Here is a 25,832-nt window from a genome sequence, read left to right as displayed (position 1 = left end):
CTCCGCCCGCCGCGTCCAGCCAGGCGGTTCAGGGCGCCGACTTCATCGCCGAGCCGGCGAGAGTGCCGACGAAATCCGCCCGGGGCGGCGAAACGATTCCCGCCGTTTTCGTAGCGGAATTACTGTTGGAACTCGGGTCGCGCCGGTAGTCAAAGAATTGTGGGCCTCGTGCGAATTGCGCGAGGCCCACGTTTGTTCCCCGGCCGATTTCTTTTCGGCCGGATCAGTAGGGGTGCGGGTCGAGCATCCGGTGCAGGTAACGGCCCTCCTCGAGGGCGATCACCGCCGGGTGGGATCTGCCCAGGGCATGGGTCAGGCGGTCGCCCACATCGCCGTCGTCGGTGGCGGACTGGCCGGCGGCGAGGCGCATCAGTGCCCGGTTCGCCGCGCAGCGCAGAGTGTCCGGGTGGTCCGGACCGAGCACCTCACGGTGGGTGCGCAGCGTCGGCTCGATCATCTGCAGGGCGGTCCGCAGTTCCCCGGTCTCGGCGTGCAGCACCGCCAGGTTCAGCTCCGCCGCCAGCGTGTACGGATGAGTGGCGCCCAGCACCTCACCGAGCTCCCGCGCCACCTTACGGGCGAACGTCAGGCCCTTGCTCAGATCGCCCTTGGCCCGGTGCGCGGCCGCCAGGTTGTTCAAGCAGACCAGCGTGTGCGGGTGCCGCAGGCCGAGACTCGCGCCGTACGCGAGCCGCACCTCCTCCAGCTCGCCGATGGCGCTGTCCACCTCACCGATGGCCTGCAGGCTGACGGCACGGCTCAACCGGCACGCCAGGGTGTCCGGGTGACTCGGCCCGACCCATTCGTTGAGCTGCTCGTACGCCTCCTCGAGCAGGGTCGCGGCCTGTTTCGGGCGGCCCGCGCTACCCAGCGACACCGCCCAGTTCGCCTTGGCGCTGAGCGTCCGGTACGAGGTGGGCCCGAACACCCGGTCGTGCTGCCGGTAGATCTCCTCCAGCAGTTCGGCGGACGCCTGGTATTCACCGGCCTCGCGCATGTCACGGCCCAGGTTCGTGCCGGTACCGAGGGTACGCGGATGGTCGACGCCGTTGATGCTCTTGTTCCGCTCGAACAGCTCCTGGTCACGCGTCCGCGCCCGCCGGAAGTCGCCGGCCAGCCGCTGCGTGGTGGCGAGGTTGTTCAGCGCCGACAGGGTGCGCGACGAGTCCTCCCCGAAATGGTCCACCCAGGCGGCGTAGGTGCGCTCGTCACGTTCCCTCGCCTCGGCATAACGGCCCAGCGCCCGCAGGTCACCACCGAGCCCGCCCGCGGTCATCAGCGTGTGCGGGTGGGTGGGGCCGAGCAGCGCCGTCTGCTCGGCGAGCACCTGCTCGTCGAGGGTGCGCGCGTCCTCGTACTGGGCCATCTCCCGGAGGATGTTGGCGACGTTGAAGCGCAGGTGCAGGATCTGGCGGCGCATCGACGCCGCCGCCACCTCGTCGGAGGTGTGCGCGAGGATCTCGGTCCAGCGCCGGTCGATCTGCTCGCCGAGCTGACGGCCCTCGACCAGGCCGCCGTTGTACCAGAGGTACCGCACCCGGTCGATCATCAGCTGGCGGACCAGCTCGTCGTCGCAGTTCGCCGCGTCGGACACCTCCAGATGCGGCCACAGCATGCGGAACCGCGGCCACGACCGCGAGTCGTCGATCTCGGTACGCGGCCGCAGACCGGCCAGCACCAGGTGGATCTCGTGCCGGGCCTCGCGCAGTTCCTGGGTGCTCATCCGGTTGCGGACGACGTGCTGCAGCAGCCGGTGCACCTGGATCTCGCTGCGCGCCCGGTCGAGTTTGAGCAGCGCCAGCCGGTTGATGTGCTGCACCAGCGAGTGCCGGTAGAGGCGTTCGGTGACCAGCGGGTCGTACCGGCTCAGCACGGCGGCCATCTCGTCGCTGTTGATCAGGTCGAGGGAGATCTCCGGGGCCAGCAGCGAACACAGCTGCAGCAGCCGGTACGCGGCCGACGACCGCTTCTGCAGCAGTTCCAGCGACAGGTCCCACACCTGGTCGACGGTGCGGTCCGGGCCCTCCTGCTCGATCCGGCGCAGGTACTCGCCGACCTGCTCACCGGTCTCGGCGAGCCACGCGCCGGTGGCGGCGACCGCGATCGGCAGGTCACCGAGCGCCTCGGCGATCCGGTCGGCCTGCTCGGTCTTGATGGTGCCGACCCGCTGCCGCAGGTGGGTGATGCTCTCCCGGCGCTGGAACACGTCGATCGTCATCGACTGGGCCCGTTCGCCCCACTGGCTGTTGCGGGAGGTGACCAGGACGTGCCCGGCGCCGCGCGGGATGAACGGCAGCACCTCGTCGACGTCCTCGGCGTTGTCGAACACCACCAGCCAGCGCGGGTGCGGGGTGCCCTGCTCCAGTGCGTTGATCACCGCCTTGGCCGAGTCCAGGACGCTCGACTGCGGCAGCGGCAGGCCGAGCCGGTTGCCGAGGTCGGCCAGTTTGATGTCGATGAACGTGGTCTGCTCGGCGTCGATCCACCACACCACGTCGTACGCGTTCTTGAACCGGTGGGCGTACTCGAGAGCGACCTGGGTCTTGCCGATGCCGCCCATGCCCTGCAACGCGACCGGGGTGGTGCCGGACACGACGACCGGCCGGCCGCCGCGCAACCGGGCCCGCAGGTCACGCAGGTCGGTCTCGCGGCCGGTGAACCGGACGTTGCGGGCCAGCGGGTTGAACACGACCGGCGGGCGGCCCGGATAGCGCACGCCGACCGCCTGGGGGTCGACGTCCTCGAGCGACCGGCCGACCAGTCGCAGCAGCCGCTCCATCGCCAGCTCGGCCGGCTTGCCGCTGATGAAGGCGGACGTCGCCAGCGGATATGCGGGCAGCGGCGACAGGTCGTCGACGTAGACGGCCAGCGGCGGTTGCGAACCGGCCCGGCTGCGGGGGACGACGTCGGCCGGATCGCCGGTCGAGGCGTGCGAGACCAGGGTGAGCCGGCGCCCGGACGGTTCGACGTCCGGCGTGGTGTTCGGGTCGTGCACGCGCAGGCCCGCGGCGGCCAGCACACCGCCGATCCACTCCGCCCAGGCCAGATCCTCCGGCGCGTACTGCAGGGTCACCTCCTCCTCGGCGAAGGTCACCTGCCGCGCGAACCGGCCGGCTGTCCGCAGGCGCAGACCGTCGTCCATCGCCGGCATCGCGGTCACCTCACCATCGGTGATGTGCGCGGTGAGCCGTTCGTACGCCGCGAGCATCGACGTGGTCTGCCCGGGGATGTCGCCGAAGGTAGCGAGGATCTCCTCGTAGGCGTAGAACGGCCGGTACGGCACCTCGACGGCGTTCCAGTAGCGGTGCCGCTCGGACTGGGTCATCCCGGCCGGCAGTGCGGGGAAACGCTGCATCGACAGCAGGCGCCCGGCGTCCGCCTTCTCCTTCTCCGCCGGGTCCACCCGCATCGGCACCGGCAGGACCCGGATGTCACGCCGGAAGCTGTTCTGCGCGACGGCGGCCGCGACCCGGGCGGCGCCCGCGATGCCCTGCTCGCTGAAGGTGAAACAGTTGACCAGCACATCCGGCAGATGGATGGTGCAGATGTCGGCCACGTCGCTGAGCCCGGTCCGGCTGTCGATCAGCGTGTAGTCGTAGTTGGTCTGCATGTCCTTGCGCAGTGCGTCCAGGAAGGTGCCGCCGCCGAGCTGCTCGTAGAAGTCGTCCCAGTTCATGCCGGTCAGATTCGCGGCGTAGTCCTGGTTCTGCCGGCCGGCGGACAGGAAGTCCAGCTGGCCGCCCGGCGGGAAGTGGTCCCAGTCGACGGAGAACGCGTACTTGCGGACCCGGGCGAAGTGCTCGTGCCAGCCGGGCCGCCGCTCCACGCTCTTGGTCGTCTGCCACTCGTACGCGCGAACCATGTCGATCACACCGCCGGTGGTCTCCACCGCGTCCGCCTTCACGAACGGGGCGAAGAACCGGTGCAGGCCGGGCGACTCCAGATCCCAGTCGGCGACCAGGACCCGCTTGCCGCTCGCGGCCAGGATCCAGGCGACATTGGCCAGCGCCATGGTCCGGCCGGTGCCACCCTTGAACGAGTAGAACGTCACCACTTTGCCGGGCCGCTGCTCAGTCATCGTCGCTCTTCTCGAATACACGTCGGGCCGAGGTGTCGAGACCGCCGAGCCGGGGGCGGGGAAAGCCCTCCGGCGCCTGGGCGGCCGCCCGCCGGAGGAAGTGACGGCGGGCCTCACTCACCACCGACGGCATCTGGTTGTCCAACTGTTTCACATCGAGCGCACGGTACACACGGGCCGCGCCGAGCCCGGTCAGCCGCGCCTCGGTGCGGGCCACCAGATCCGCACCCTGTCGCGGGTACCGCGGATCCCCGCTGTCGGCCACCACGATCGGGGTGGTCCACCGGTGCAGGTGCCCGCCCAGGACGTCCAGCGACTCCACCCCGCCGGGCTGCCACGGGTCCACGAACACCACGCCGGGGGAACCGTCGAGCGCCTTCAGGTCGCCGGGCCGCTCGATCACCCGGGTCGGCAGGCCGAGCCGCTCGGCCACATTGGCCGCGTACTCGGCGATCGGGTTGTCGAGCGCCCACCCGTGCGGCTTCCAGGTGAGGGCCTCGCCACGGGCGGCGCTCACCGCGATCACGAACGGCACCTCGGTGGACTGCAACTCGGGCACCGCCACCTCGTCGATCGGCACGGCCCGGCCGGCCGGCAGCCGGCGGCGCGACGTCACCTCGGCGATGCGGTGGGCGAGGCGGTCGACGACCTTGGCATAGAGATCGCGGTACGGCGTGAGCCGCCCCAGCGCACGCAGGCCGTTCTCCGCGTACTCCGGGATCCCGGCGCCCAGCGGCAGCGCCGAACGCACCTCCGACTCGCGCCCGCTGTCCGGGAACGGCAGCCACAGCACCGGCATCACGTGGGCGCGGGCTGCGTCCGGCTCACCGGGAAGCACCCGCGCCAGCCGGTCCAGGAAGACCGCCCGCTCCCGCATCGGCCACGACTTGATGAAGTAGCCGGGGGAGTAGAGCGGCACGAACACCTCGGCCCGGCCCAGCTGCTCGGTCAGCCGCGCCTTCGAGTCGGTGCCCGGCGCGAGCAGGTAATCGGCGAAGCCCACGGTCGCCGGGTCCTCCCCGAGCAGCGCGCCGACCGCCGCCGACAGGTCGTCGAAGCAGCTGCGTACCCAGACGTCGGTGTCCCGGTTGCCGGAGGTGTTCAGTGGGTCGGAGTGTGCGTAACTGAGGAAGAAGCGGCAGCGTGCCGTGGTCGCCGGATCCATCACGTCCCCTCCGTGAAGCTCGTGCGCAGGCCCTCGATCCCGTCCGCGACGCCCGGTTCGACCCGGTACCTGCCGTGGATGCGTTGAATGTGCATCGCCAGCTTCCAGACGATCGCGTCATAGATCGACGCCTGCCCGGTCCGGGCCACGCCGAGCAGCCCGTCGGACAGGTAGCGGGCGGTCCAGTCCTCGTCGGGCAGTCCGGTGGGGATGAACATGTTGACCTCGGCGACCGGTTTCGGCAGCGGCTGCTCGAAAGGCGTCCACAGCACCGGGACGATCGCGCTCTCCGCGCCGGGCGCCAGGCCGTGACGCGACACGATCCGGCGGCGCGTGAACAGGTCCCACTCCATCGCGCACCAGCGGCTGTGGAACAGGTACGGGTAGGACAGCAGGACCACCATCACCTGGCAGGTGCCGATCGCCTGCAGGATCGTCCGCTGCCAGTGCTCGCCGCCGCCGCGGCCGACGTCCAGGAACCCCGGTTCGGCGCCGACCGGCGAGCCGATCAGCTCGTTGACCAGTTCGCTCAGGTCGTCGAACAGCCGGTTGACGTTGCGGTTCGCCTCGCGGGGCGGACCGACCGAACGGGACCGGTCGGGACGCGAGTAACTGAGGAAGAACACCGGTGCACCGGGATCGTCCGCCGTCGGATCGGTCACGTGTGGTCCTCCTTCCAGTGACGGTTGTCAGTCAACCACCGCACCGCAAAATCGACCGCCCCGCGCAGCGGTGTCAGCAGTGCGGCGGCCCGGCCCACCCGGCCCCGGCGAGCGATACCGGTCCGGTCCAGGTCCGCCCCGAGTGCCGCGAAGTCGGTGTCGTCGTGGTCGATGCCGAGGAAGTGCTCGGTGACCCGCTTGCCGTCGCGTTCGACGAAGCAGGTGTACGTCTTGCGCCGTGGCCGGGGCACCCGTTCCTCGGCCAGGTGCAGCCCGGTGCACCGTTCCCAGTCGCAGCCGATCATCAGCTCGTGCGCTCCACGCCGGTAGAGGGCGCCGACCGGCGACCGTTCGCCCAGGTGGCAGTTCAGATCGTGAACGCCGGTCAGCTCGGCCGCCCGTGGCCCGATCGCCGCGAACGACGTCTGCGGATGGGCGCTGCGGACCGCGCCGGGTGACAGGCGTACATGCTCGGCGAACGCGCCCATCCCGCTGGACGGCATGGCGGCGGTGAATCCGGGCATCGTGTCCAGGTACCGAGCGAGCCGCGACCCGTCCATCCCACGGGTCGCGGCCCGGAACGCCGGGCTGGTCGTCGAGTTGTGCGCGGTGTGCGTGGGCGCCACGATCGTGGCGTCCGGGCCGGTCACCTCGCGCAGCGCCTCTAGCAGCGTGCGCGGGCCTCCGGCGGGCGGGCCCACCCGGCGCAGCGACACGTGCACCACCAGATCGCCGGCCGGTACGCCGAGCGCCCGCAGATCGGCCACCAGCCCGGCCCGGTCCGGTCTCACCCCGGCCACGCCTCGATCGTCGCGGCCAGGCGGTCCATGAACCGGCGGCCCGGTGCGGTCAGGGCACCGCTCGTGGACAGTTCGCCGATCGCGGCGGCGGTCCACTCCCGATACGTCGCGTAGTGGCCGCCGGCGCCGGGTTCGCCGCGGGCGGCCCGGTGCCGCCACATGTCGGCGACCGCCAGATGTGCGTAGATGCCCTGCAGCACGCCCTCGGCCGGTCGCGGATCCGGTCGCCAGCCGACCTTCGTCAGGACGGTGGCGTCCGGGTCGACCAGGTCGATCAGGTCCAGCACGGCGCCGAGCTTGGTGTGCTGGAACTCGTGCACCAGCATCACCGCCATCGCCGCCGGATCCGGGGTCAGCGCGATGCCGAGCGCGCCGTACGCCTGTCGGGAGGTGGCGCTGCGCAGTGTCACCCCGTCCGGGACCAGCGGTGTGATCGTGGTGAGGCCGCCGGCCAGCCCGGCCGCCTGTTCGGGGGCGTCGCTGAGCACCGACGGCCAAGCGGCCCGCAGCGACGCCGCCCAGGCCCGCCGGTCGCCGGGCGTGAGCGGCCCGGCGGGTGGCCAGTCGTGACAGTCCCGGTAGGGGTCGGCATCCTCGAGGCGGACGGTCAGGTCGTCCAGGGCGATGGAGGCGGTCGGCGCCCACCCGGGGCTGTCCGGTGCCAGTCGGGTCCCACCGTCCGGCCAGCGGACCGTGCCCGTCCCGGACACCAGCACCTCGGGTACGCCGGCGTCCGGCAGGGTCAGGGTGCCCAGGGTCGGCAGGTGCACCCGGCCGTCCCGGGGTGTCACCGCCACCTCGGTGCCGGCGCCGGCGATCACCGCGGCGGCCGCGGCCAGGTCGGCGAGCCGGGCCGGGTCGTCGCGTCCGCTGAGGAGACGGACCGCCCACGCCCGGGTGAACGGCTGGGTCAGCACCCGGCGTACCGCATCGGGCCGGTCCTTGTCGAGCTCGGCCAGCAGCGACCAGGCCGCCGCGGCAGCCCCGGTGAGGGATTCGGAGGCCGCGACCAGCAATGCCCGGTTGATCGACTCCTGGGCGGCGGTGAGGTGGGCGATGCAGGCGCCGTCACCGCCGCCGGAGGCCAGTTCGTCGAGGACCGGGCCGGGCAGTGCGGACCGGCCGGCCGCGGCGGACACGGTGGACGGCGGATCGCTGTGCATCGCGGAGATGAGTCCCTTCAGGTCGGCGCAGTAGACGGACGGGTTGGCGAACCCCGCGCCGGACCGGAACCGGTGCGCGAACAGGCCACCGCCGCAACGGGTGACCACCGGGCAGGCGCGGCAGGTGGCGCCGAGCCCGTCGAGGCCGGCCTGGCGGCGGCGCATCGCCGGGGTGGCCAGCAGATCGTCGGCAGAGGCGGAGAAGACGGTCAGCCCGGTCGCGGCGGCGCCGTGGAACGTCGTCTTCATCGAGTCGGGCTGTTCCCAGGATCCGTCGGTCTCCACGACAGCGAGTTCACCGCGGTCGATGCCGACCGATTCGACGCCGCTGTCCCGCCCGGCTGCGGTGGCGTGCAGCGCGTCGAACAACCGGATCGGCACCGGACGGCCGTCGGCCAGCCACCGGCGGTGCAGGCGCACCAGCCAGTCGGCATACGGGGTGGTGCCGGCGGCGGCGTGCGGCGGCGGATCGTCCCAGGTGGCGTGGGGCAGAAGCAGGTCGATCCGGGGTGGCTCCTGCTCGAGCAGGGCCTCGTAGACGGCGATCGGATCGTTGCGTACGTCGATCGTGCAGAGAATCCCGGCGTACGCGGGCCGGTAGCGCGGCGACCGCAGCAACGCCAGCCCGCGCAGGGTGCGCTCATGGCTGCTCGCCCCGTTGCGGTAACGCCGGTGCCGGTCGTTGGCGGCCCGGTCACCGTCGAGCGACACCCCGGCCCGGACCCCGAACTCCAGCAGCAGCTCGGCCGTCGTCTCGTCGAGGCGGATGCCGTTGGTCTGCATCCGCAGGTCGAGGGCGGTCGCGGCGCCGACCGTGCTCCGCAGGACGGTCAGGATCTCCCGGAGGCGGGCCGGGCCCAGCAGCAGTGGTTCGCCGCCGTGCAGTACCACCCCGACCTGCGGCAGCCGGTGCCGGACGGCGTGTTCGGCGATGCGGGCGGCGACCCGCTGCACGACCGGGACCGACATCGTGGCCGGCCGGTCGCGCCACGTCTGATCGGCGTGCTCGTAGACGTAACAGTGGTCGCACGCCAGATTGCAGAGCTCGTGAACCTTGAGGACGAACTGGCGCAGCGGCCGCGCCGTGGCCGGTGGCGCGGCCCGGCGCTCAGATGGCCGACTGGAAAGCTGAGACGTCAGAAGGCCGCTCCCGTGCCGCCACCCGGTCCGCCGGAGCGGCCGAGCGCATGATCCGATGGACGATCGCCGAGACGCTCCCCGCAGCCCCGCGATCCAGCGGGACGTGCACGGGCGTCTGGCGTGATGTGGGTTCTTCCACGGCGCTTCGTCTCCCCGATGACCGGTGATGGGCACGACAAGCTCGCCCGGTCGGGACGAGTGGTGCCTAGAGCATAGACAGCGATCGACGTAAAGTCATCCGCCTCTGACGGATGGTGATGGCCGGGCTCTACGCGGCCGGATTGCGGACCGCCGGGCGCCCGCCGCCGGCGACGTGCACGCGGTCGCGGCCGGCGGCCTTCGCCGCGTACAGAGCCGCGTCGGCGCGCTGCAGCAGGTCCGACGGTGTCTCCCGGTGGTCCCAGGTCGCCACGCCGATGCTGCACGTCTGCGCGTCCGGCAGCGCCGCCCGCATCCGCTCCAGCACCGACACCGCCTGCGCGGCGTCCGTCGACGGCAGCACGAACACGAACTCCTCGCCGCCCCAGCGGGCCAGGAAGTCGTCGTCGCGCAGACCGGCCGAGAACGCGGCGGCGGCCCGTTGCAGCAGTTCGTCGCCGGCGGTGTGGCCGTACGTGTCGTTGTAGCGCTTGAAGTGGTCCAGGTCGGCGATCGCCACCGTAAGCGGCTGCCCGGACGTGACGGCGCCCGCGAGCCTGCGGTCCATCGCGTCCTGCCAGGCCCGCCGGTTCGGCAACGCGGTCAGTGTGTCGGTGAACGCCATCCGCTCCAGGCGGCGCAGCAGCCTCTCGTGCTCCAGCGCCAGCGCGGTCTCGTCGGCGAGCAGGCCCACCGCCCGGGTGCGGTAGTCGCTCACCGACTCCACCCGGCGCCGCCAGCCGACCGCCAGCACGCCGATCACGCGGCCCTCGGCGACCACCGGCTGCCACAGCACCGAACTGCCGTCGATCATCTTCAGCAGCGCGGGCGACACCCGCGGGTCCGACGCCGGATCGGTCAGAAAGATCGGTTCGCCACTGCGGAACACCCGGGCGGTCATCGAGGTACCGTCCAGCGGCACCAGCGTCCCGATCACGTCGGCGCCGGCCGCGTCGGTCACCACGAGTTCGCGTACCGGACCCGCGGCGGGGCGACCGGAATCGGTCACCGGTTCCAGAAGTGACACGTTGTCGGCGGCGGCCAGATCACGGACCGCCGCGACGATGGTGGCACGGGCGTCCTCACCGGTACGGATCCGGCGCGCCGCGGCCGCCACCGCAGCCAGCAGGCGGTCCGAGTCACGGACCGCCTCCTCGGCCAGGTGGCGGTCGGTGATGTCCTGCAACTGCACCAGGGTCCACGGCCGGCCGCCGGCCACACTGTGCCCGACCGTCTGGTATGCCCAGCGGACGGAACCGTCCGGCCGTACCACCGGATGTTCTCCGTCCTCGGCGAGACAGGGGGCGACGTCCGAGCCGACCACCTCGGTCTCGGGCCGGCCCACGAGGTCGCAGAACGCCGGGTTCGCCGCGACCACCCGGCCGTCCCCGTCGGCGATCGCCACACCCGACGGTGACGCGTCGAACAGCCGCTCGAACCGGTCCGCCACCATCCGGACCTGCTCGTCGGCGCGCCGCAGCTGCCCCTGCCGCCGGCGCAGCGCCTCCTGCAGCAGCCCGCCGATCAGCGCCGCGAACGCCACCTGCACGCTGTAGTAGCCCAGTCCCGCGCCGGGGGGATGGGTCTGCGTGAGCATCGTGACCGCGAAGCCGCCGACGCCGAGCACGGTGGCGGTCGCCATCACGCGTCGCGAGGTGACCGCAGCGCCGACCGCGAGCAGCGTCAGCATGAGGGTCGTGCTGTAGTGCAGGCCACCCGTCACCGCGAGCAGCACCACACTGTCCATGATCGGCAGCAGCGCCAGCCACTCACCGCGCGGGCCGGGCCGCCGGCTCAGCGCGGCCACGCCCATCAGCACCGCGGTGGCGCTGTCCAGCAGCGTCATCACCGTCCGGGCCGACCCGCTGAGCGCCAGCAGGTTGGTCACCGCGAGCAAGAGGTACACCAGCGCCACCACGCCACGGATCCACCGGGAGACGGCGTCGCCACGCCTTGTCTGCGACATGCCGCGCCACCTCCCCTCGGGCCTTCCGGGTTCTTCGGCAGCGTTTCACCCGACCTGAAGGGAATTGACGCAAGTGGATGTCAGGTCTATTTTTCACCCATGCGTGGATCGCGGCTGATCGCCGCAGCGACGACCGCCCTGCTGCTCGCCGCCGGGTGCGGAACGTCCGCCGGGGAACCGCCGCCGGCCGGGCAACCCGACAAGGTCAACACCGGTGTCATCGCCATCGTCGACGTCGCACCCATCTACCTGGGAAAGAAACAGGGCTTCTTCACCGAGCAGAACATCGACCTCACCCTGACCACCGCGCAGGGCGGCGCCGCGATCGTCCCGGCCGTGCTGAGCAAGGAATTCCAGTTCGGGTTCAGCAACACGATCTCGCTGCTCGTCGGCGCCTCCAGGAACGTGCCGGTGAAAGCCGTCGCCAACGGCGTCAACTCGACCGGCGCCGACGGCAAGGACTACGCCGGGCTCTTCGTCAAGGCCGGCAGCCCGATCAAGTCGCCGAAGGACCTCGTCGGCCGTACCGTCGCCGCGAACACGCTCAAGAACATCGTCGAGACCACGGTCCGCGAGTCGGTCCGCAAGGACGGTGGCGACGCGGCCGCCGTCAAGTTCACCGAACTGGCCTTCCCCGACCAGGTGCCCGCCCTGCAGAACGGCAGTGTCGACGCCATCTTCGTGGTCGAGCCGTTCCAGCAGGCCGCGGTCGCCGCCGGGGCTCGCAAGATCGCCTCCAGCTACGTGGACGCGGCGCCCGACCTCACCGTCGCCATGTACTTCACCTCCAACGAGCTGCTCCAGACCAACCCCGACCTGGTCCGGCGCTTCACCGAGGCGATGAAGAAATCCCTGGCGTACGCCGACCAGCACCCCGACGAGGTACGCGCGGTGCTCGCCGACTACACCAAGATCGCACCGGAGGCCCGCGCCGCCCTGGTGCTCCCGAAATGGCCGGCCGAGGTGAACCGGGCCTCCGTCGACAAGCTCGCCGGCCTGGCCGTCACCGACGGTCTGCTCCCCGCCGCGCCGGACCTCGCCACCCTGCTGCCGTAAGCTCGGCCGCGTGCTGTCCGCCCGGGTGCTGCCGCAGCAGCGTCTCATCGACCGGGTGAAGCACCTGTGCCACACCGATCAGCGGCTCGTCGCCGCGCTCACCTACGGCTCGTTCGCCCAGGACGAGGCCGATGCGTACAGCGACGTCGAGTTCTGGCTGTTCGTCGACGACGTCGCCCTGGCCACGCTCGATGGAACCGGTGCCCCGCGGCGGGCCCTCGACTCGCTGCCCGCCCATGCCCCGGTGCCGGCCACGGCGGACCTTCCGTCCGATCTGGTGCCGGCCGTCCACGAGGCGACGGCCATCGCTGACCCGGACTCGATCGCGCGGGCCGTCGCCGCCGCCTGGACGCACGGCCGCGCCTGGTGGCTGCTGCTGGCCGGGCGCACCGGCCGGGCCGTACCCGGCGCATTGTTCGCCGACCTCGACGCCTGCCTCTCGCCGGAACCGGCCACCGGGCTCAGATCAGAGAAGTCGCCGCCGGTGGGAGCGTCGCGGCGGCGGCTCCGGTGATCACGGCCGCGGCCCGGGCCGCGACGGCGGCGTCCGGGCCGGACCAGAGCTCGTCGAGCCAGTCGCCGGCGAACAGGCCCACCAGGGTGGGGCGGCCGTCGGCGGGAGTGGCGTCGAGCCATTCGCTGATGCACGTGTCGCCGGGACCGTGGACCCGGAAGTAACCGGCCGGGTGTGCCGGCCAGAACCGGGCGCCGAAGCGGAGGATCACCTTCTCCACCCGGCCCATGCCCAGACGGGACAGCGCGGTGCGGTGCGTGGCGGGCAGCGGCGGGTCGAACGCGATACCGCCGGCGGCCAGCACACCGACCGGAACCGTCACGATCACCGCGTCCGCGTGCAGCGAACCGGCGTCGCCGAGCAGCGTCACCCCGTGCGTGTCGACGACGATCCGGGCCACCGGGTGCCGCAGCCGGATGTCGAGGCCCGCCGCCAGATGGTCCACCAGCAGCCGGTAGCCGCCGACGATCCAGCGGTCGCCCTCGCCGACACCGGGCTCGAAACCGTACCGGGCACTCAGCCAGGACAGCGGAGCGCCGGAGTCCATCACGATCTCGGCGTCCACGAACCGGCGGATCGACCCCGGGTCCCACCGGCCGGGGTCCCGCAGCCAGTCGTCGAGCACGTCGGCGATCGAAGCGCTGTCCGCGGCGGCCTCCAGACGTGCCCGCAGCTCGACCTCGATGGCCTCGGGGGCGAGAAACGCCCCGTGCGACGGTCCGGCACCGGAGGCGCCGCCGCGGGCAGCAACCGTCCCGGCCCTGCCGGCCTCGAGCACCGGCGGGCCGGCCGGCCCCGGCATGCCGGCGTCGGCAAGGATCAGCGGGTCGTTGAAGTCGGTGGGAACGGTGCGCAGCGACAGCTTCTCGGCGAGCCGGGCCAGGACGTTCTCGTCGTACTGCTGCAGCCAGTTGGCGCCCAGGTCGAAGCCGGTGCCGTCCACGTCGGCCCCGGTGGTGCGGCCGCCGATCCGGTCACGGGCCTCCCACACCCGCACGTCCAGGCCGCGGTCGGCGAGGGCGCGGGCGGCGGCGAGCCCGGCCATGCCGGCACCCACCACGGCCACCCGGGTATGTCCGAGCCCGGCGGCCCAGGCCGCGGCGTCGGCGCCCTGCTCGTACGCCCCATGGGTCATGCCCGCCCTGGACGGGTGGGTGGCCTCGCCGGCGATGCGCAGCCGCGTCCCGACGGCGGCGCCCAGAGCGGACCTGTCCCGCGGTGTGCCACCCCGGCCGATCAGGCTCCACGAACCACGCGCCCACGGGTCGTCGCCCCAGTGCGAGACCGCGTAGCCGGTCAGTCGCGTCATTGCTCGCCTCTTCTGCCCTCGAGCGTGTGGTGGGTCGCGGCCCGGCCGAACGCCTTCTGCCAGCGGGTGCTCTCCGCGACGCCCGCGTCGCCGGCGAGCGACACCGCTGCCAGCGTCCCCGGCAGGCGGCCCGCGGCCAGCAGCGTCGTCCATTGCCGCTCGTTCAGGACGAGCACCCGCAGGGCGGGGAACCCGGCGATCGCCTCGATGTCGGTCACGGCGGCTCCGGAGAGGTCGAGGCGCAGCAGGCCGGGCAGCGCGGCCAGAGCGGCGATCGACACCGGCGCGGTGTTGCCGGCCAGCGTCAGGAAGCGCAGGCCCGGTGAACCGTTCGGGGGTCGGGCGCCGGCGAGGAGGGCCGGATCGAAGCCGGCCGCGACCACGTGCACCTTCTCCACCGGCAGGCCCGGAGGGATGGTCATGTCGACCGGGCCGGTGGCGGCGTGCACCACGATCGATCTCAGATGGGGCAGCCCGGACAGGTCCGCGAAGCTGACCCCGGGAGCCTCGAGCACGTCGACCGCCTGAACCACCGCTGGGTCCGGAAGCCCGGACTCCTCGCGGTCGTCATGCACGATCCGGTACAGAGCGCGCAGATCCTCCGGCAGCCGGGTGCCCAGCCGGTGCTCGGCGGCGCGGATCTCGTCCTCGCGGTATCCCGGTGCGTAGCCGTCCTGGTGATGCCTCCGGACGAACTCCGCCACCAGCTCCCGCATGCCGGCCAGCACCTCCGGGTCCGTCGGCCGCTGGTCCGGGGCGCCGGGCTGCCGTACCGGCGGCCGTTCGTGACCGGGAAAGCGGTAGTCCTCGTCGAGGACGATGCGTGCGGGCGCAGGGTCGTGCGTCCAGTGGATGACGTAGCGGCCCTCCGGTTCACCGACCACCTCGATGACGAGCACGCCGTCGGCGATCTCCTTCAGCGCCGACAGGGCCTCGTCGAGGTCCCGGCCGGGCCAGTGGCCGATCAGCGCCGGCTCGCCTTCCCGCGTGTAGGCCTGCGCCTGATAGCCGTGCCCGTGGGCGGTGATCAACTGGTAGCCGGGCTGCCGGAGACCGGCCACGAAAGCCGACCCGAGACGATGCAGCACATCCTCGGTCCGATTCACGTCCGGGATTCTGCCAGCCACCGCCGGCGGGCCCCGCCCGAGCGACGCCTGTCGGCGAGGTGCCGCAGGGCGGGCCGGCTCAGCTTGCCGTTCAACCTCCCACTTCACCCCGACGTCACTGCGGACGAGATCGCTCCTGCGTCATCAAGGGTGACTACGGTGCGCGCTGGGTGCGGGCATCGGCGGGACCAGCGCGGGTCCTCTACGGCATGAGCGGCCGTTCGGCTTGACAGTCGCTTCACCTCGGCCTCACCGAGAACGAGGTGGTGAGCGCGGGATGTGCCTGGCATTGTCGCGGGATGGCTAACCGACACTTCGGCAAGGCAGGAGACGTGTGGAAGCACCTCATGTTGTGTGAGGTGCTTGCAGCTCTCGAACCGACGCACTATGCCGAGAGCCATGCGGGCAGCGGCGCCTACGACCTCGTGCACGACGATGAGCGGAACTACGGTGTGGGTCACTTTCTCGAGGTGTCCTCGGTAGTCGAAACACTTGGCGCATCCGCATACGCCCAGGCGTTGCGCAGGTTTACCTCGACCGGACGAGCCCGTTACCCCGGGTCAGCGCTCCAGGCGATGACGTTGCTCGGCGATACCTCCGAGTATCTGTTCTGTGACGTGGACCCGGTAAGCGCGGACGACTTACGACTCTGGGGGCGGAACCTCGAGCTGTCGCGGTGTCAGGTCGTCGAGCGCGACGGCATGACCGTGGTAGCCGAGTGGCTCGACACTTGCGCCGGTAGTCGTTGTGTCGTCCACATCGACCCGTTCGACCCGTTCGCTGCTCAACCAGGCGGCCTGTCCGCAGTTCAACTGGCAGGGCAGGTGGCCGAATCCGGGTCGGTGCTCGTGTATTGGTACGGGTTCGACAGCCCCGTGGAGCAGGCGTGGGCACTCGCGGAGATCGCTCAGCGCACCTCCGAGCCGCTGACCTGCTTGGATGTGGTTGTCATGGACCAGACAGGCGAGGGCACGAACGGCGATCTCGGTGTCGGGACAACACCCGGGACCGGCTTCGGCGTGGTTTTGGCGAACGTTGGAGAGCAGGTGATCGCCAGGTGTGATCGCCTGGGTGAAGATCTCGTCCGCACCTATGAGGGCAAGCGGTTGCCTGATGGGCAGCAGGGCCGACTGAGGTTCACGCGTCGGCAGCAGGTCTGACGGGTCTTCGGGGCGTGGCAACGTCCTTCAATTCGGCAGATCCGCGCATTCGTCGGATCCGTCTTCGGTCTGGCCGGCGGTGACGGAGCGTCATCCGGTGAAGATGGGGCGCATCTAGCACCTATCGATGCTCGTTGTGGCGGTCGTGACGGACAGGGCGGAAGCGATCGAGGTGTTGGCGGGTTTCCGCGAGCGGCTCTACCAGTGCATGACCAGGCGGGCGGACGCCTTGTTCGAGCTGACGGAGGCCCTGTTGTGCACCGACGGGCCGGTCAAGACGCTGGTCGGGTTGTCGCCGGCGCCCGGAGTACCGGCGTGGCCATGGCGCCGTGTACGACGCGCTGAACCACGGCCGTATCGACGTCGACTTGCTGCGCCGGCAGTTGGTCGGCTTGCCGTTGCGGGCGGCGGACGGCCGTCTGGTCCTCGCGGTGGACGTCTCACCGTGGCTGCGCCCGGACGGTAACTGCAGCCCGCAACGCTCGTTCTGCCACACCTACGGCCGCGGCAAGGACGAACACCGCATGATCCCCGCCACGCGGCTACCACCCCGAGGGCGGTCGGCCCGCCAAGCACGGCAGCGAGTTCGTCTTCGGCAACCCCGCCACCTGGGGGCCCGAGCACGCGGTCACGCACACCGACACCAGGCTTTACGGCCAGGTCCGGGCGCAGGCCTGGGACCGTCTGCACCCGCGACTGACCCGGCGGGCGGCCTGGGTCGACCACAACGAGGCATTGCCGATCATCGCCGGGACCGTGATCCGGCTCGCCGTCGACCACCTGCCCAGCCGCGGCGGGCCGAAACCAGTCTGGCTGTGGTGGTCCAAGGTCGACGCCACCAAAACCGATATCGACCGGAGTTGGTAGGCGTTCCTGCGCCGCTTCGACATCGAGCACACCTTTCGCCTGCTCAAACAGACACTCGGCTGGACCGCTCCGCAGCTGCGCGACCCGGCCGCCGCCGACCGCTGGACGTGGCTGATACTGGCCGCGCATACTCAGCTGCGCCTGGCCCGGCCCTTCGCCCAAGATTTGCGCCGACCGTGGGAACGCCCGGTGGCGCCGGAGCGGCTCACTCCGGCCCGGGTGCGGCGGGGGTTTTGGAACCTGCGCGCGACCAGCGCCTCGCCAGCGCGTGCAGCTAAACCAAGCCGACCCGGTCCCGGACGCCCGTCCGGCTCCCGCAACCGGCACGCCGCTACCCGCTACGACGTAGGGCTCGTCCTGGTCACCGGCCAGGCACACCAGCGACCGGCCCATCACAAGAAGGGCACCAAGCCCCGCCGAACTGGTTGAACGACAAGCTCAGTGCTGTTGGGCCGCGCCGTGGCGGGGAAGCCGCAGCAGCACCGTGGTGCCGGGCTGGTGGGGATTGGTGTCGAAGCTGATGTCGCCGTGGTGCAGCGCGGTGATGGCGTGTACGAGGGCGAGCCCGAGACCGGCGCCGGGAAAGCCGTGGTGGGCGACGTTGCTGGCCCGGTAGAACCGGTCGGTGAGGTGGTGGTGTTCGCCGGCGGGGATGCCGATGCCGGAATCGGTGATCCGTAGTTCCGCGATGTCGGGGTGTGCGGTCAGGCGGATCCGGACGTCGCCGCCGTGCGGGCTGTAGGTGATGGCGTTGGACAGCAGGCTGTCCACAACCTGCCGGATCCGGGCCGGGTCGCCGTGCAGGGGAAGCCGTTTGGGCAGCCTGGTGTGCAGGCGCACGCCGTTGGCGGCGGCGTCCGGCTCGGCGGCGGTCACCGCGGCGGCGACGGTGGCGGCGAGGTCGTGCTCGGTGACGGCGAGTGGCTGGAGCCCGGCTTCGAGGGCGGAGAGGTCCAGCAGGTCGTCGACGATGATGCGCAGGCGTCCGGCGTTGCGGGCGATGACCTGCAGCATGTACCGGCCCTCGGCGGGATCGATGGCGGTGTCGTCGGCGAGCACGGTGGTGTAGCTGGTAATCGAAGTCAGCGGGGTGCGTAGTTCATGGCCGACCAGGGTGAGGAAGTCGTTGCGGGTGCGTACCAGCTGTTCGGCCAGATCGGCGGTGTGGCGCAGTGCCACGAACATGCCGAACTGGGCGGCCACCCCGCTGAGCAGCACGGTGAGCATGTCCTGGTCATGCTCGCGGGTGCCGCTGTAGCAGGCCAGCACGCCCAGGACGGCGTCGCCGTCACGGATGGGTACCGCCAGGGCGGTGTGGAGCCCGATCCTGGTGCAGGCCTGCGCCTCGGCAAGGTATCGCTGGGCGGCCGGGTCGGTGGCGTCGGTCATGTCCGGCAGCCACAGCGGCTGGCCGGTGGCCCACACGGTGCCGGCGATGCCGGCGCCCTTGGTCACCGGATCGCGGTGCAGTTCGCCGCACTGTCCGGCGGTGACGCTCCAGTGCCCGGTCGGCTCCAGCTTGCCGGTGAGCGCGTCGATGATCCACAGTTCCGCGTGCGCCCAGCGCAGCGCCTCAGTGACCGCCCGTAGCGCCGCCGCTGCGGCGTCACCGACGGTGGCCGCAGCGGCAAGGATCCTGACGACCTGCTGCTCGCAGGCCCGGAACCCTTCGGCGCGGCGGACCGAGGTCACGTCGTGCAACGCCGCCACCGCTCCCAGCCGCGTCCCGTCGCTGGTAGTGATCGGTTGTGCGTGGACGAGCAGGATTCGGTCCGGGACTTCAGGCATGCTGACCAGCACGTCGGCGTCGCGCACATGTTCGCCGCGGAGAGCGCGCGCCAACGGTGTCTCCGGCAGTTGCAGGGGTGTGCCGTCGAGGCCGTAGATGGTGGCGGCGACGGCCGGAGTCACCTCCGCGTTGCTGCGGTCGTCGGTGATGCCGTGTATCCGGCGCAGCGCCCGATTGGCCAGCAGCGGCTTACCGTCCAGGTCCAGGGCGACGACGCCGACGTCGAGATTGTCCAGCAACGCGGCCAGGAACCGGCGTTGCCGCTCGGCCTCGTTCTCGGCCGCTGCCTGCTGCGACAGGTCGGTGACGAACGCGCAGGCCAACGCCTCTCCGGCGCCGCGGAGCACGGACAGCACCATCTGGGCGGGCAGCCAGTGACCGTCACGGTGGCGCAGGCTGACCCGCCGCGACACCGCGCGGGCGCGGTCACCGGCGTCGAACAGCCTGCTGAGCGCCTCGCCGATCGGCTCACCGTCGTAACCGGGCAGCACCGTGTCGTCAAGGTGCCGGCCGCACACCTCATCGGCGGGCCAGCCCAGCAGGTCCTGCGCTGCCTGATTGAATGCCACCACGACGCCGCGCCGATCCACCGCGACGAACGCCTCCTTCATGGCTTCCACCACCGCGGCGGCGTCGAGCGTCGCCGTCGCCGGCCGGGGGCGTCCGGCCGGTGTCCGGTGCGGGTGGGCGTTGGCCAGCCCGACGGCGGCGAATCCGGCGAACGTTTGCGCCAGAGTGATCGCGTCGGCGTTGAAGGCATGTGCTTGGCCGGCGTAGATGTTCAGCCCGCCGGCCACCTTGTCCAGCCCCGGCAGGCATACCGACAGAGAACTGCGCACGCCGTACTGCCGGGCCGCGGTGACCCAGTCGGGCCAGCGGTCCTCGGTGGTGGTGTCGGGAATCGACAGGATCACGGCATCGGCGCAGGCGTCCAGGCACGGGCCGCGGCCGCATTCATACTGCCGCTCGTCGAGCGCGCGGGCGAGCTCACCGGTGGACGCGGCCGTGCGCGCATGCTCACCCTGCATCAGGGTGACGCTGACCTCGCTCACGCCGGCTATGGAGCGCTTCGTCAACTGCGCGATCTGCTCCAGCAGCGTGTCGCCGTCGACGTCGGCGAGACGGATGCGGCTGAGCTCGGCGAACGCCTCCGTCCGGGTCATCGGCTCGACGTATGCCATGACTAGCGCCCCTCGAAGGGCGCACCACCGGTGCGGTAACGACTACGGTGGTGCGCGGATCGCTGCGGCACTCCGAACCGGAGTCCGGGATCCGCGCCGCTTCTTGACGCCGATCCTCGGCGATGCCTACGCCGGCACCGCACCACAGACCGCCCGGCTACCCCTGCTGGGCAGGCAGTAAACGGGTCCGTGCAGCGATCGCGGCCAGGCCCGCCGACTATGTGCCGGGCGGTCAGCCGGCCACTGGGATGACGAAGTCGGGACGGCGGATGAGACGCGCCGCGACCTCCGGGGAGGCGAAGTGCCGATCGAGCCGCCGGGTGGCCTCGGCCCACTCGGCCATCGTACGGACCGGGGCGAGGGTACGGACCACGAAGTCGTCGTCCCAGCGCCGGACGGCGCGGCGCCACAGTTCCTGCGCGGGTTCGGTGCGCAGATCACCGACCGTACCCTCGTAGATCGGCATGGCGCGGACCGCGCCGTCGGGCTCCACCTGGAGCGGGCGGAAGCCCGGGTGTGCGGCCCGGCCGGCCGGGTCCATCCGTAGTTCCAGATTGTCACCGACCGTGACCGTCACCCCGGCGGGGACCAGTGATGCCAGCCGCTGCGCCAGCCGGCCGTCGGACAGGGCCGCCATCTGTTCCTCGGTCAGCAGCTCGGCGGCGGCGAATCCGGGACGGCTGGCCAGACCGGTCGGTACCACGGCCGCGAACGACACCGTGTCCACGTGTCGCAGGCGCGGCACCACGGCGGTGCAGAAGTCGTCGAGCTGGTCGAAGTTGCCGCGCGTGACGACGAAGTCGAGTCCCAGACGGAAGCGGGCCGGGCCGGCCGCCCGCTCCCGGCCGGCGATCGTGTCCAGCAGTTCGGCAGCGGCCAGGGCCCGGTCGAACGAGCCGGCACGGCCGCGGATCCGGTCGTGGACGGCCGCGGTGGCACCGTCGACGCTGACCGTGACCACGTCGAAGGCGCGCGCGAGTGACCCGGCCGTCTCCGGGGTGAGCCGCCAGCCGCTGGTGTAGACCCCGACCGGGATCCCGGCCGCCGTGAATCGCTGCGCCACCCGGTCGAGGCCGGGCACCAGCGTCGGTTCGCCGCCGGCGAGAGTCACCAGCTCGGGCCGCAGGGACGCGAGCGCGTCGGCGACGCGCAGCATGTCGGCCAGGCCGAGCTGGCGTGACGGGCGCCGCCCCGACTCGGAGTAGCAGTGCGTGCACCGCAGCGGGCAGGCGTAGGTGATGTCCCAGATGACGCCGGTCGGTCCCGCGATCGTGTCCTGCATCGGTGCTCCCTCCACGCGGCGCGCGGGCTGCCCGGCGCTGCGAGAACCGACGCTAGGTGCGGCGGCCGGGACGGGGCGTCCGTGGCCGGTACGCAGGTTCACCGCCGCGGTACGGCAGTGCGGCACGGGCCCGGCGCCTACGTACCCGGGAGCCGGTCTTGCGTAGCTGGCACGGATGGCACGGCCGCCCCGGATCCCTAGCGTCGAAGGCGTTCAACCGGTTCACCGGATACGGCCGGTGGGGGAGAGGAGGCGGCGATGCGCGACGACGCGATCACCCTTGTCGTGTGCGGCGCCAGTGCGGCGGTGCTCCTGCCGTCGTACGCCATGCAGCTGCGCGCCACGACCGAATCGCCGATCCGGGTGCTGCTGACGCACAGCGCCGCCCGGTTCCTGCACCGCCGTACCGCGTCGTGGTTCGCCGACGAGGCCTACGCCAGCGATGACGGCGACCTGATCCCGACCGAGCTGGCCCGCCGTTCCCGGCTGCTGGTGGTGCTGCCGGCGACGGCCCACACGATGGCCGCCGTCGCTCTCGGGCTGGCCGGGTCACCGGCGCAGACGGCGTTGCTGGCGGCCACCGGCCCGGTGCTGTTCTTTCCGTCGATGAACCAGACCATGTGGGAACGGCCGGTCGTCCAGCGGCATGTGCGGACGTTGCGAGACGACGGCCACCAGGTCGTCGAACCGGTGGACGGCCTGGTGTACGAGAACTGGCAGCGTCGTACCGTGCAGGCGCCGTGCCTGCCGTCACCGATGGACGCCGCCGTGCTGATCGCCAAAGCCGCGGCCGAGATCGGGGTGCGGTCGTGACGGCCCGGCCCGTCGAGGTGGTGGTCGGTGACCGCCGCTGGGACCTGCCCGGCTTCCTCGACCTGTGCGGGAGCGCCCTGGGCCTGTGCGCCACCGAGGCCGGTGACCTGCACCGGCTGCGTGAGGCGCTGACCGGTGTCCCCCTGCCCGCCCCGGTGGAGACGGACCGGTGGGTGCAGTTCGACGTCGCCGTGACCGGCGCGGGCCCCCGGCTGTACGCCGGCCTCGCCGCCGCGGTGACCGGCCTGCGCGACAGCGGTCTGCTCGGTGACTTCTTCCTCATGCACAAGTCGCCCGGTCTGCGGCTGCGCTGCCGTGCCACCGGCGACACCGCCGCCCTGTGCCGCCGGATCGGCGACAGCCTGGCCTGGCTGCGCGACGACGGCCTGATCGGCGATCACCACCCCTGGCGGTACGAGCCGGAGCAGCGGCTGTTCGGCGGCCCGGTGTCGATGCGCCACGTGCACCGGCTGTTCACCGCCGACACTGCGGCCTGGCTGGACGTGCACGCCGCCGGCCCCCACTCGCCGGCCACCGTGTGGGCGATGTCGCTGCTGATGATCCGCGCGCTGCTCGACGCCCTCGGCGTGACGGGCTGGGAGGACCTCGACGTCTGGGACCGGATTGAACGCCACGGCGGACGTGTCCTGGCCCCGGCGGCCGCCACCGACCCGCGGGCGGTACGGCTCATCTCCGCGCTGCGCCGCGGCTGGGCCGACCCTGACTCGCTCGGCGGGCGGCTCCCGGCTCCGGCTCGCGCCGCTCTGGACACCTGGCGGGCCGCGGTGCCGGCGATCGCCGCGGACTGGATCAGCGAGTACTTCGCCACCGGTGCCGCCACTGTCGGCCCGCGCGCCGCGGCCGCGTTCACCGTCATCTTCCACTGGAACCGGGCCCGCCTGCCGCTCGGCCAGCAGGCGCTGATCACCCATGCGCTCGCGGCCCGTACGCCGGGAGTGGCATCGTGACCACGGACCGGGCGCTGTTGCGCACCGCCGGCCTGCCGATCCGGGCCTGGCTGGCCGCCGCCGACGAGAATCTGGCAGCCCGGGTGCGGGGCCTGGCCGAGGCGCAGCAGCGGTACGCCGAACTCGCGGCCGTCCTGGCCCCGGAGATCGGCGATGTGCTGATCCCCGACGACCGGCTGGGCGCCGCGCAGCGCCGCGATGCGCTGGCGTGCCGGCGGCACCTGCACCACGGCCGGCCCGTACCGGAGAAGGCGCTGCGTGCACTTGCGGACGCCGCCGGTCACTGCGGGCATCCCGGCCTCGCCACCCGGCTGCGGATCATCGCCGCATTGGGCGGCCTGCTCAGCGCCGACCGCGACACGGTCGCCCGGGCGGTACGGGACGAGAGCCGGCGACTGCTCGCCGCGCCGTGGGACCTGCTGCACGAACTGCCGGCCGGGCGCCAGGCGCTGGCCGACGGCACCATCGGCACGGCGGACGACATCGCCGCCCGGCTGCGGGCGGGCGAGACGTGGGAGTCGAAACGGCTGCGCCGGCACAGCGACCACCTGTGGCGGATGATCACCCGCGGCGCCGCGAAGACCACCCCACGCGGCTGGCTCGGGCACACCACCCTGCTTCCAGTCGGCGACGGTACGCGGTACGCGGTGCGGCTGCGGGCGGAGGCGGCCACCCGCTGGACCGCCAACCTGCACGGCGCTCAGGCGTCGGCCCCGGACGACCCGGATCCGCTGGTGTCCCTGGCGCCGCTGCACCGGATCGCCGACGGCCACCTGCACGCGTGGCTGCAGGACGACGTGGAGGCCCCGCTACGGCCGGTGACCGTACGCCTGACACCCGCGCTGGCGGCGGCGTGCGAGGCGTTGTCCGCCGGAGCCCGGCCACTCACCGAACTGGCCGCCCGTCTGCCCGGGCTGCCGGTCGCGCAGGCCCGCGCCTTCGTGCTGCGGCTGGCCGGGCTGGGGATCTGCCGGCTCACCGTACCGGCCGCGGTGCACCGCACCGGATGGCGGACCGTCGAGGCCGCACCACGCCCGGTGCGGGCCGACGGTTTCGTGGACGTCTACCGGGCCACCGGCGACACCTGGCCCGAACGGACCGCACGGCTGGTGCAGTCCGCGCTCGGCCCGGTGCAGCGGCTCAACGCGCTGATCAGCGCCGACCACGTGTTCCACGCCCCCTGGCTGGACGGCATCGGTGCCGACCCGGTGCCGGTGCTGGACCTGCTGACCGCACACATCACCACCGGCCTGACCACCACACCGGGACGGGCGGCCGCCGGTAACGACGGCTGGCCGGTCGCCGCCGGACCGGCGACCGGGTACGCGCGGCTCCTGCGCATGCTCGACAGCCACCCCGGCGACCTGCCGTTCGACCTCGACGACGCCCTGCTCGACGAGCTCGGCGCACCACCGGCCGACTACGTGTGGCCCCTCGACTGCCTGGTCCGGCCGGATGCCGCCGGCGCGGTGGCACTCGACCTGGTGGCGTCGGCCGGGATGCTCGACGCCCGGTTCGCCGGAGAACTGAGCGAACTGCACGGCGAACCGCCGCAGGTGACCGCGCACCGCGCCTTCCTCCGGGAGCTCGACGCCCGTACCGGAGTCACGTCGGTGGAGTTCCTGGCGCCGCCCCTGTCGGCACGCGCCGCCAACGCCGTGCACCGCCCGCTGTACACCGGCACGTTCACCGGGGACCCGGCGATCGAGGCGTACTGCGGGACGCGTCCCCGGCACGCCCGGTATCTGCCGCTGGCGGCGCTGACCGTACGCCGTGACGGCGACCGTTTCCACGTCGCGGCGCACGGCGAACCGGTGCGGATCGTCTACCACGCCACCCGGCAGCCGTTGCCGCCGTGGGACCTGCTGCTCGGCGTTCTCCAGGGTGGCCGCACCCCGATCGCGGCCCGGTTCCGGCGGCTGCGGCACTCGCTCGCCGCGCTGCCCGGCCGTGACCATCTGCCACGGATCACCGTGCACCGCCGGGTCGTGGTCTCACCGGCGCAGTGGCGGGTCACGCTGCCGTGGGATCCGGCCGACCCGCTGCTGACCCGGCTGCTGCACCTGGCCCGCCTCCGGGACCGGCTGAACCTGCCCCGGTGGGTGATGGTGTGTCCCGGACCCGGGGGCCGGCCGGTGCCGTGCGACCTGGACAGTGTCCGTGCCCCCGCGGTGTGGCAGTCCGTGGTGAGCCGGGCGGGCCGGTCCACGCCGCAGGACCTGATCCTCGAGGAGTTCACGCCGGCACCCGATGAACTGCCGGTGTGCGACGGTACCGAACCGGTCGCGGCGGAACTGCTGCTGCGGCTGCCGTACCGGGCCGATCCGGCCGTGCTCGCCGCCGCGACGGCGGCCGCCCTGGCCGGCGCACCGCCCGGCCACCCTGATCACCCGCGCACCGACGTCGTCGCGGGATGGCGTACCGGCGAGCCTTCACCGGCCGTCCGGCGCGTGCCGCAACCAGTTGCCGAGAGGAGGTGAACGAAATGGAGAAGGTCGAGATCACGACCGAGAGCTCCGTGACGCTGTCCGAGGTGGACGAGCTGATCGGCCAGCTGGAGGCCCAGTTCGGTGACGAGCGGATGCTGCCGAAGGCGGCGTACCCGCCGCCCACCAACCACTGCACGGAGGTGTTCAGCTGCGCCTGCTGACACCGCGCGGTGGCTGCCCCGGCCC

The 25,832-nt window shown here is 72.1% G+C and carries 17 protein-coding genes and 1 pseudogene; 8 read left to right on the top strand and 10 right to left on the bottom strand.

Annotated features, from left to right (window positions below):
- Window positions 1-223 precede the first annotated feature (223 nt).
- The 6 genes from fxsT to AB0G04_RS26305 form a co-directional block, all read right to left on the bottom strand.
- Window positions 224-4,078 carry an FxSxx-COOH system tetratricopeptide repeat protein gene (gene fxsT, locus AB0G04_RS26330; protein ID WP_360987722.1) on the bottom strand — a complete coding sequence of 1,285 codons (3,855 nt, stop codon included), beginning with the start codon at window positions 4,076-4,078 and terminating at the stop codon, window positions 224-226.
- Window positions 4,071-5,243: a TIR-like protein FxsC gene (locus AB0G04_RS26325; protein ID WP_360987720.1), complete on the bottom strand. Its 1,173-nt coding sequence runs from the start codon at window positions 5,241-5,243 to the stop codon at window positions 4,071-4,073. The genes fxsT and AB0G04_RS26325 overlap by 8 nt, the downstream gene beginning before the upstream one ends.
- Window positions 5,243-5,905 (bottom strand): TIR-like protein FxsC, encoded by a 663-nt coding sequence (locus AB0G04_RS26320; RefSeq protein ID WP_360987718.1) that lies wholly within the window; start codon window positions 5,903-5,905, stop codon window positions 5,243-5,245. The genes AB0G04_RS26325 and AB0G04_RS26320 overlap by 1 nt, the downstream gene beginning before the upstream one ends.
- Window positions 5,902-6,705 carry an AAC(3) family N-acetyltransferase gene (locus tag AB0G04_RS26315; protein WP_360987716.1) on the bottom strand — a complete coding sequence of 268 codons (804 nt, stop codon included), beginning with the start codon at window positions 6,703-6,705 and terminating at the stop codon, window positions 5,902-5,904. The genes AB0G04_RS26320 and AB0G04_RS26315 overlap by 4 nt, the downstream gene beginning before the upstream one ends.
- The gene (locus AB0G04_RS26310; RefSeq protein WP_360988055.1) at window positions 6,693-8,942 is read right to left on the bottom strand and encodes an FxsB family cyclophane-forming radical SAM/SPASM peptide maturase; all 2,250 of its coding nucleotides are present in this window, start codon (window positions 8,940-8,942) and stop codon (window positions 6,693-6,695) included. Before AB0G04_RS26310 ends, AB0G04_RS26315 begins: the two co-directional genes overlap by 13 nt.
- A gap of 334 nt (window positions 8,943-9,276) precedes the next feature.
- Window positions 9,277-11,112: a diguanylate cyclase gene (locus AB0G04_RS26305; RefSeq protein WP_360987714.1), complete on the bottom strand. Its 1,836-nt coding sequence runs from the start codon at window positions 11,110-11,112 to the stop codon at window positions 9,277-9,279.
- A 99-nt stretch (window positions 11,113-11,211) separates the two neighbouring features.
- Here AB0G04_RS26305 and AB0G04_RS26300 point away from each other — a divergent pair, with 99 nt between their 5' ends.
- Together AB0G04_RS26300 and AB0G04_RS26295 are read left to right on the top strand one after the other, a co-directional pair.
- Window positions 11,212-12,168 (top strand): ABC transporter substrate-binding protein, encoded by a 957-nt coding sequence (locus tag AB0G04_RS26300; protein WP_360987712.1) that lies wholly within the window; start codon window positions 11,212-11,214, stop codon window positions 12,166-12,168.
- A gap of 10 nt (window positions 12,169-12,178) precedes the next feature.
- Window positions 12,179-12,682, top strand: a complete 504-nt coding sequence (locus AB0G04_RS26295; protein WP_360987710.1) for a hypothetical protein — start codon at window positions 12,179-12,181, stop codon at window positions 12,680-12,682.
- Here AB0G04_RS26295 and AB0G04_RS26290 read toward each other — a convergent pair.
- On the bottom strand, window positions 12,630-13,991 hold the full coding sequence (locus tag AB0G04_RS26290) for an FAD-dependent oxidoreductase (RefSeq protein WP_360987709.1): 1,362 nt from the start codon (window positions 13,989-13,991) through the stop codon (window positions 12,630-12,632). The genes AB0G04_RS26295 and AB0G04_RS26290 overlap by 53 nt on opposite strands.
- Window positions 13,988-15,097: an SMI1/KNR4 family protein gene (locus tag AB0G04_RS26285; RefSeq protein WP_360987707.1), complete on the bottom strand. Its 1,110-nt coding sequence runs from the start codon at window positions 15,095-15,097 to the stop codon at window positions 13,988-13,990. The genes AB0G04_RS26290 and AB0G04_RS26285 overlap by 4 nt, the downstream gene beginning before the upstream one ends.
- A 332-nt stretch (window positions 15,098-15,429) precedes the next feature.
- Between AB0G04_RS26285 and rlmJ the strand changes: the two genes are divergently transcribed.
- Together rlmJ and AB0G04_RS26275 are read left to right on the top strand one after the other, a co-directional pair.
- A complete protein-coding gene (gene rlmJ / locus AB0G04_RS26280; RefSeq protein WP_360987705.1) occupies window positions 15,430-16,257 on the top strand; it encodes a 23S rRNA (adenine(2030)-N(6))-methyltransferase RlmJ in 828 nt (275 codons plus the stop codon).
- Between the two features lie 127 nt (window positions 16,258-16,384).
- Window positions 16,385-17,553, top strand: a pseudogene (locus AB0G04_RS26275) (transposase).
- Between the two features lie 9 nt (window positions 17,554-17,562).
- Here the strand turns inward: AB0G04_RS26275 and AB0G04_RS26270 are convergent.
- Both AB0G04_RS26270 and AB0G04_RS26265 read right to left on the bottom strand, forming a co-directional pair.
- Window positions 17,563-20,094, bottom strand: a complete 2,532-nt coding sequence (locus AB0G04_RS26270; RefSeq protein WP_360987703.1) for an ATP-binding protein — start codon at window positions 20,092-20,094, stop codon at window positions 17,563-17,565.
- Between the two features lie 232 nt (window positions 20,095-20,326).
- Complete coding sequence (locus tag AB0G04_RS26265; RefSeq protein WP_360987701.1) at window positions 20,327-21,376, bottom strand: radical SAM protein; 1,050 nt, start codon at window positions 21,374-21,376, stop codon at window positions 20,327-20,329.
- 258 nt (window positions 21,377-21,634) lie between these two features.
- Between AB0G04_RS26265 and AB0G04_RS26260 the strand changes: the two genes are divergently transcribed.
- The 4 genes from AB0G04_RS26260 to AB0G04_RS26245 are packed head-to-tail and all read left to right on the top strand — an operon-like array spanning window position 21,635 to window position 25,807.
- Window positions 21,635-22,189 carry a phosphopantothenate--cysteine ligase family flavoprotein gene (locus AB0G04_RS26260; protein ID WP_360987699.1) on the top strand — a complete coding sequence of 185 codons (555 nt, stop codon included), beginning with the start codon at window positions 21,635-21,637 and terminating at the stop codon, window positions 22,187-22,189.
- On the top strand, window positions 22,186-23,157 hold the full coding sequence (locus AB0G04_RS26255) for a thiopeptide-type bacteriocin biosynthesis protein (protein WP_360987697.1): 972 nt from the start codon (window positions 22,186-22,188) through the stop codon (window positions 23,155-23,157). Before AB0G04_RS26260 ends, AB0G04_RS26255 begins: the two co-directional genes overlap by 4 nt.
- Window positions 23,154-25,637 (top strand): hypothetical protein, encoded by a 2,484-nt coding sequence (locus AB0G04_RS26250; RefSeq protein ID WP_360987695.1) that lies wholly within the window; start codon window positions 23,154-23,156, stop codon window positions 25,635-25,637. Before AB0G04_RS26255 ends, AB0G04_RS26250 begins: the two co-directional genes overlap by 4 nt.
- A 5-nt stretch (window positions 25,638-25,642) precedes the next feature.
- Window positions 25,643-25,807 carry a hypothetical protein gene (locus tag AB0G04_RS26245; RefSeq protein ID WP_360987693.1) on the top strand — a complete coding sequence of 55 codons (165 nt, stop codon included), beginning with the start codon at window positions 25,643-25,645 and terminating at the stop codon, window positions 25,805-25,807.
- Window positions 25,808-25,832: the final 25 nt, after the last annotated feature.

It is taken from the genome of Actinoplanes sp. NPDC023801, from assembly GCF_040639655.1.
GTDB lineage: Bacteria > Actinomycetota > Actinomycetes > Mycobacteriales > Micromonosporaceae > Actinoplanes.
The sequence above is the reverse complement of the archived record's forward strand: the minus strand, read 5'-3'. Positions and strand labels throughout refer to the sequence as shown.

Excerpts from the sequence above, each read along its gene's own strand:
- fxsT (WP_360987722.1), bottom strand. The coding sequence starts at position 4,078 with ATGACTGAGCAGCGGCCCGGCAAAGTGGTGACGTTCTACTCGTTCAAG.
- AB0G04_RS26325 (WP_360987720.1), bottom strand. The coding sequence starts at position 5,243 with ATGGATCCGGCGACCACGGCACGCTGCCGCTTCTTCCTCAGTTACGCA.
- AB0G04_RS26305 (WP_360987714.1), bottom strand. The coding sequence starts at position 11,112 with ATGTCGCAGACAAGGCGTGGCGACGCCGTCTCCCGGTGGATCCGTGGC.
- AB0G04_RS26300 (WP_360987712.1), top strand. The coding sequence starts at position 11,212 with ATGCGTGGATCGCGGCTGATCGCCGCAGCGACGACCGCCCTGCTGCTC.
- AB0G04_RS26290 (WP_360987709.1), bottom strand. The coding sequence starts at position 13,991 with ATGACGCGACTGACCGGCTACGCGGTCTCGCACTGGGGCGACGACCCG.
- AB0G04_RS26270 (WP_360987703.1), bottom strand. The coding sequence starts at position 20,094 with ATGGCATACGTCGAGCCGATGACCCGGACGGAGGCGTTCGCCGAGCTC.
- AB0G04_RS26265 (WP_360987701.1), bottom strand. The coding sequence starts at position 21,376 with ATGCAGGACACGATCGCGGGACCGACCGGCGTCATCTGGGACATCACC.
- AB0G04_RS26260 (WP_360987699.1), top strand. The coding sequence starts at position 21,635 with ATGCGCGACGACGCGATCACCCTTGTCGTGTGCGGCGCCAGTGCGGCG.
- AB0G04_RS26245 (WP_360987693.1), top strand. The coding sequence starts at position 25,643 with ATGGAGAAGGTCGAGATCACGACCGAGAGCTCCGTGACGCTGTCCGAG.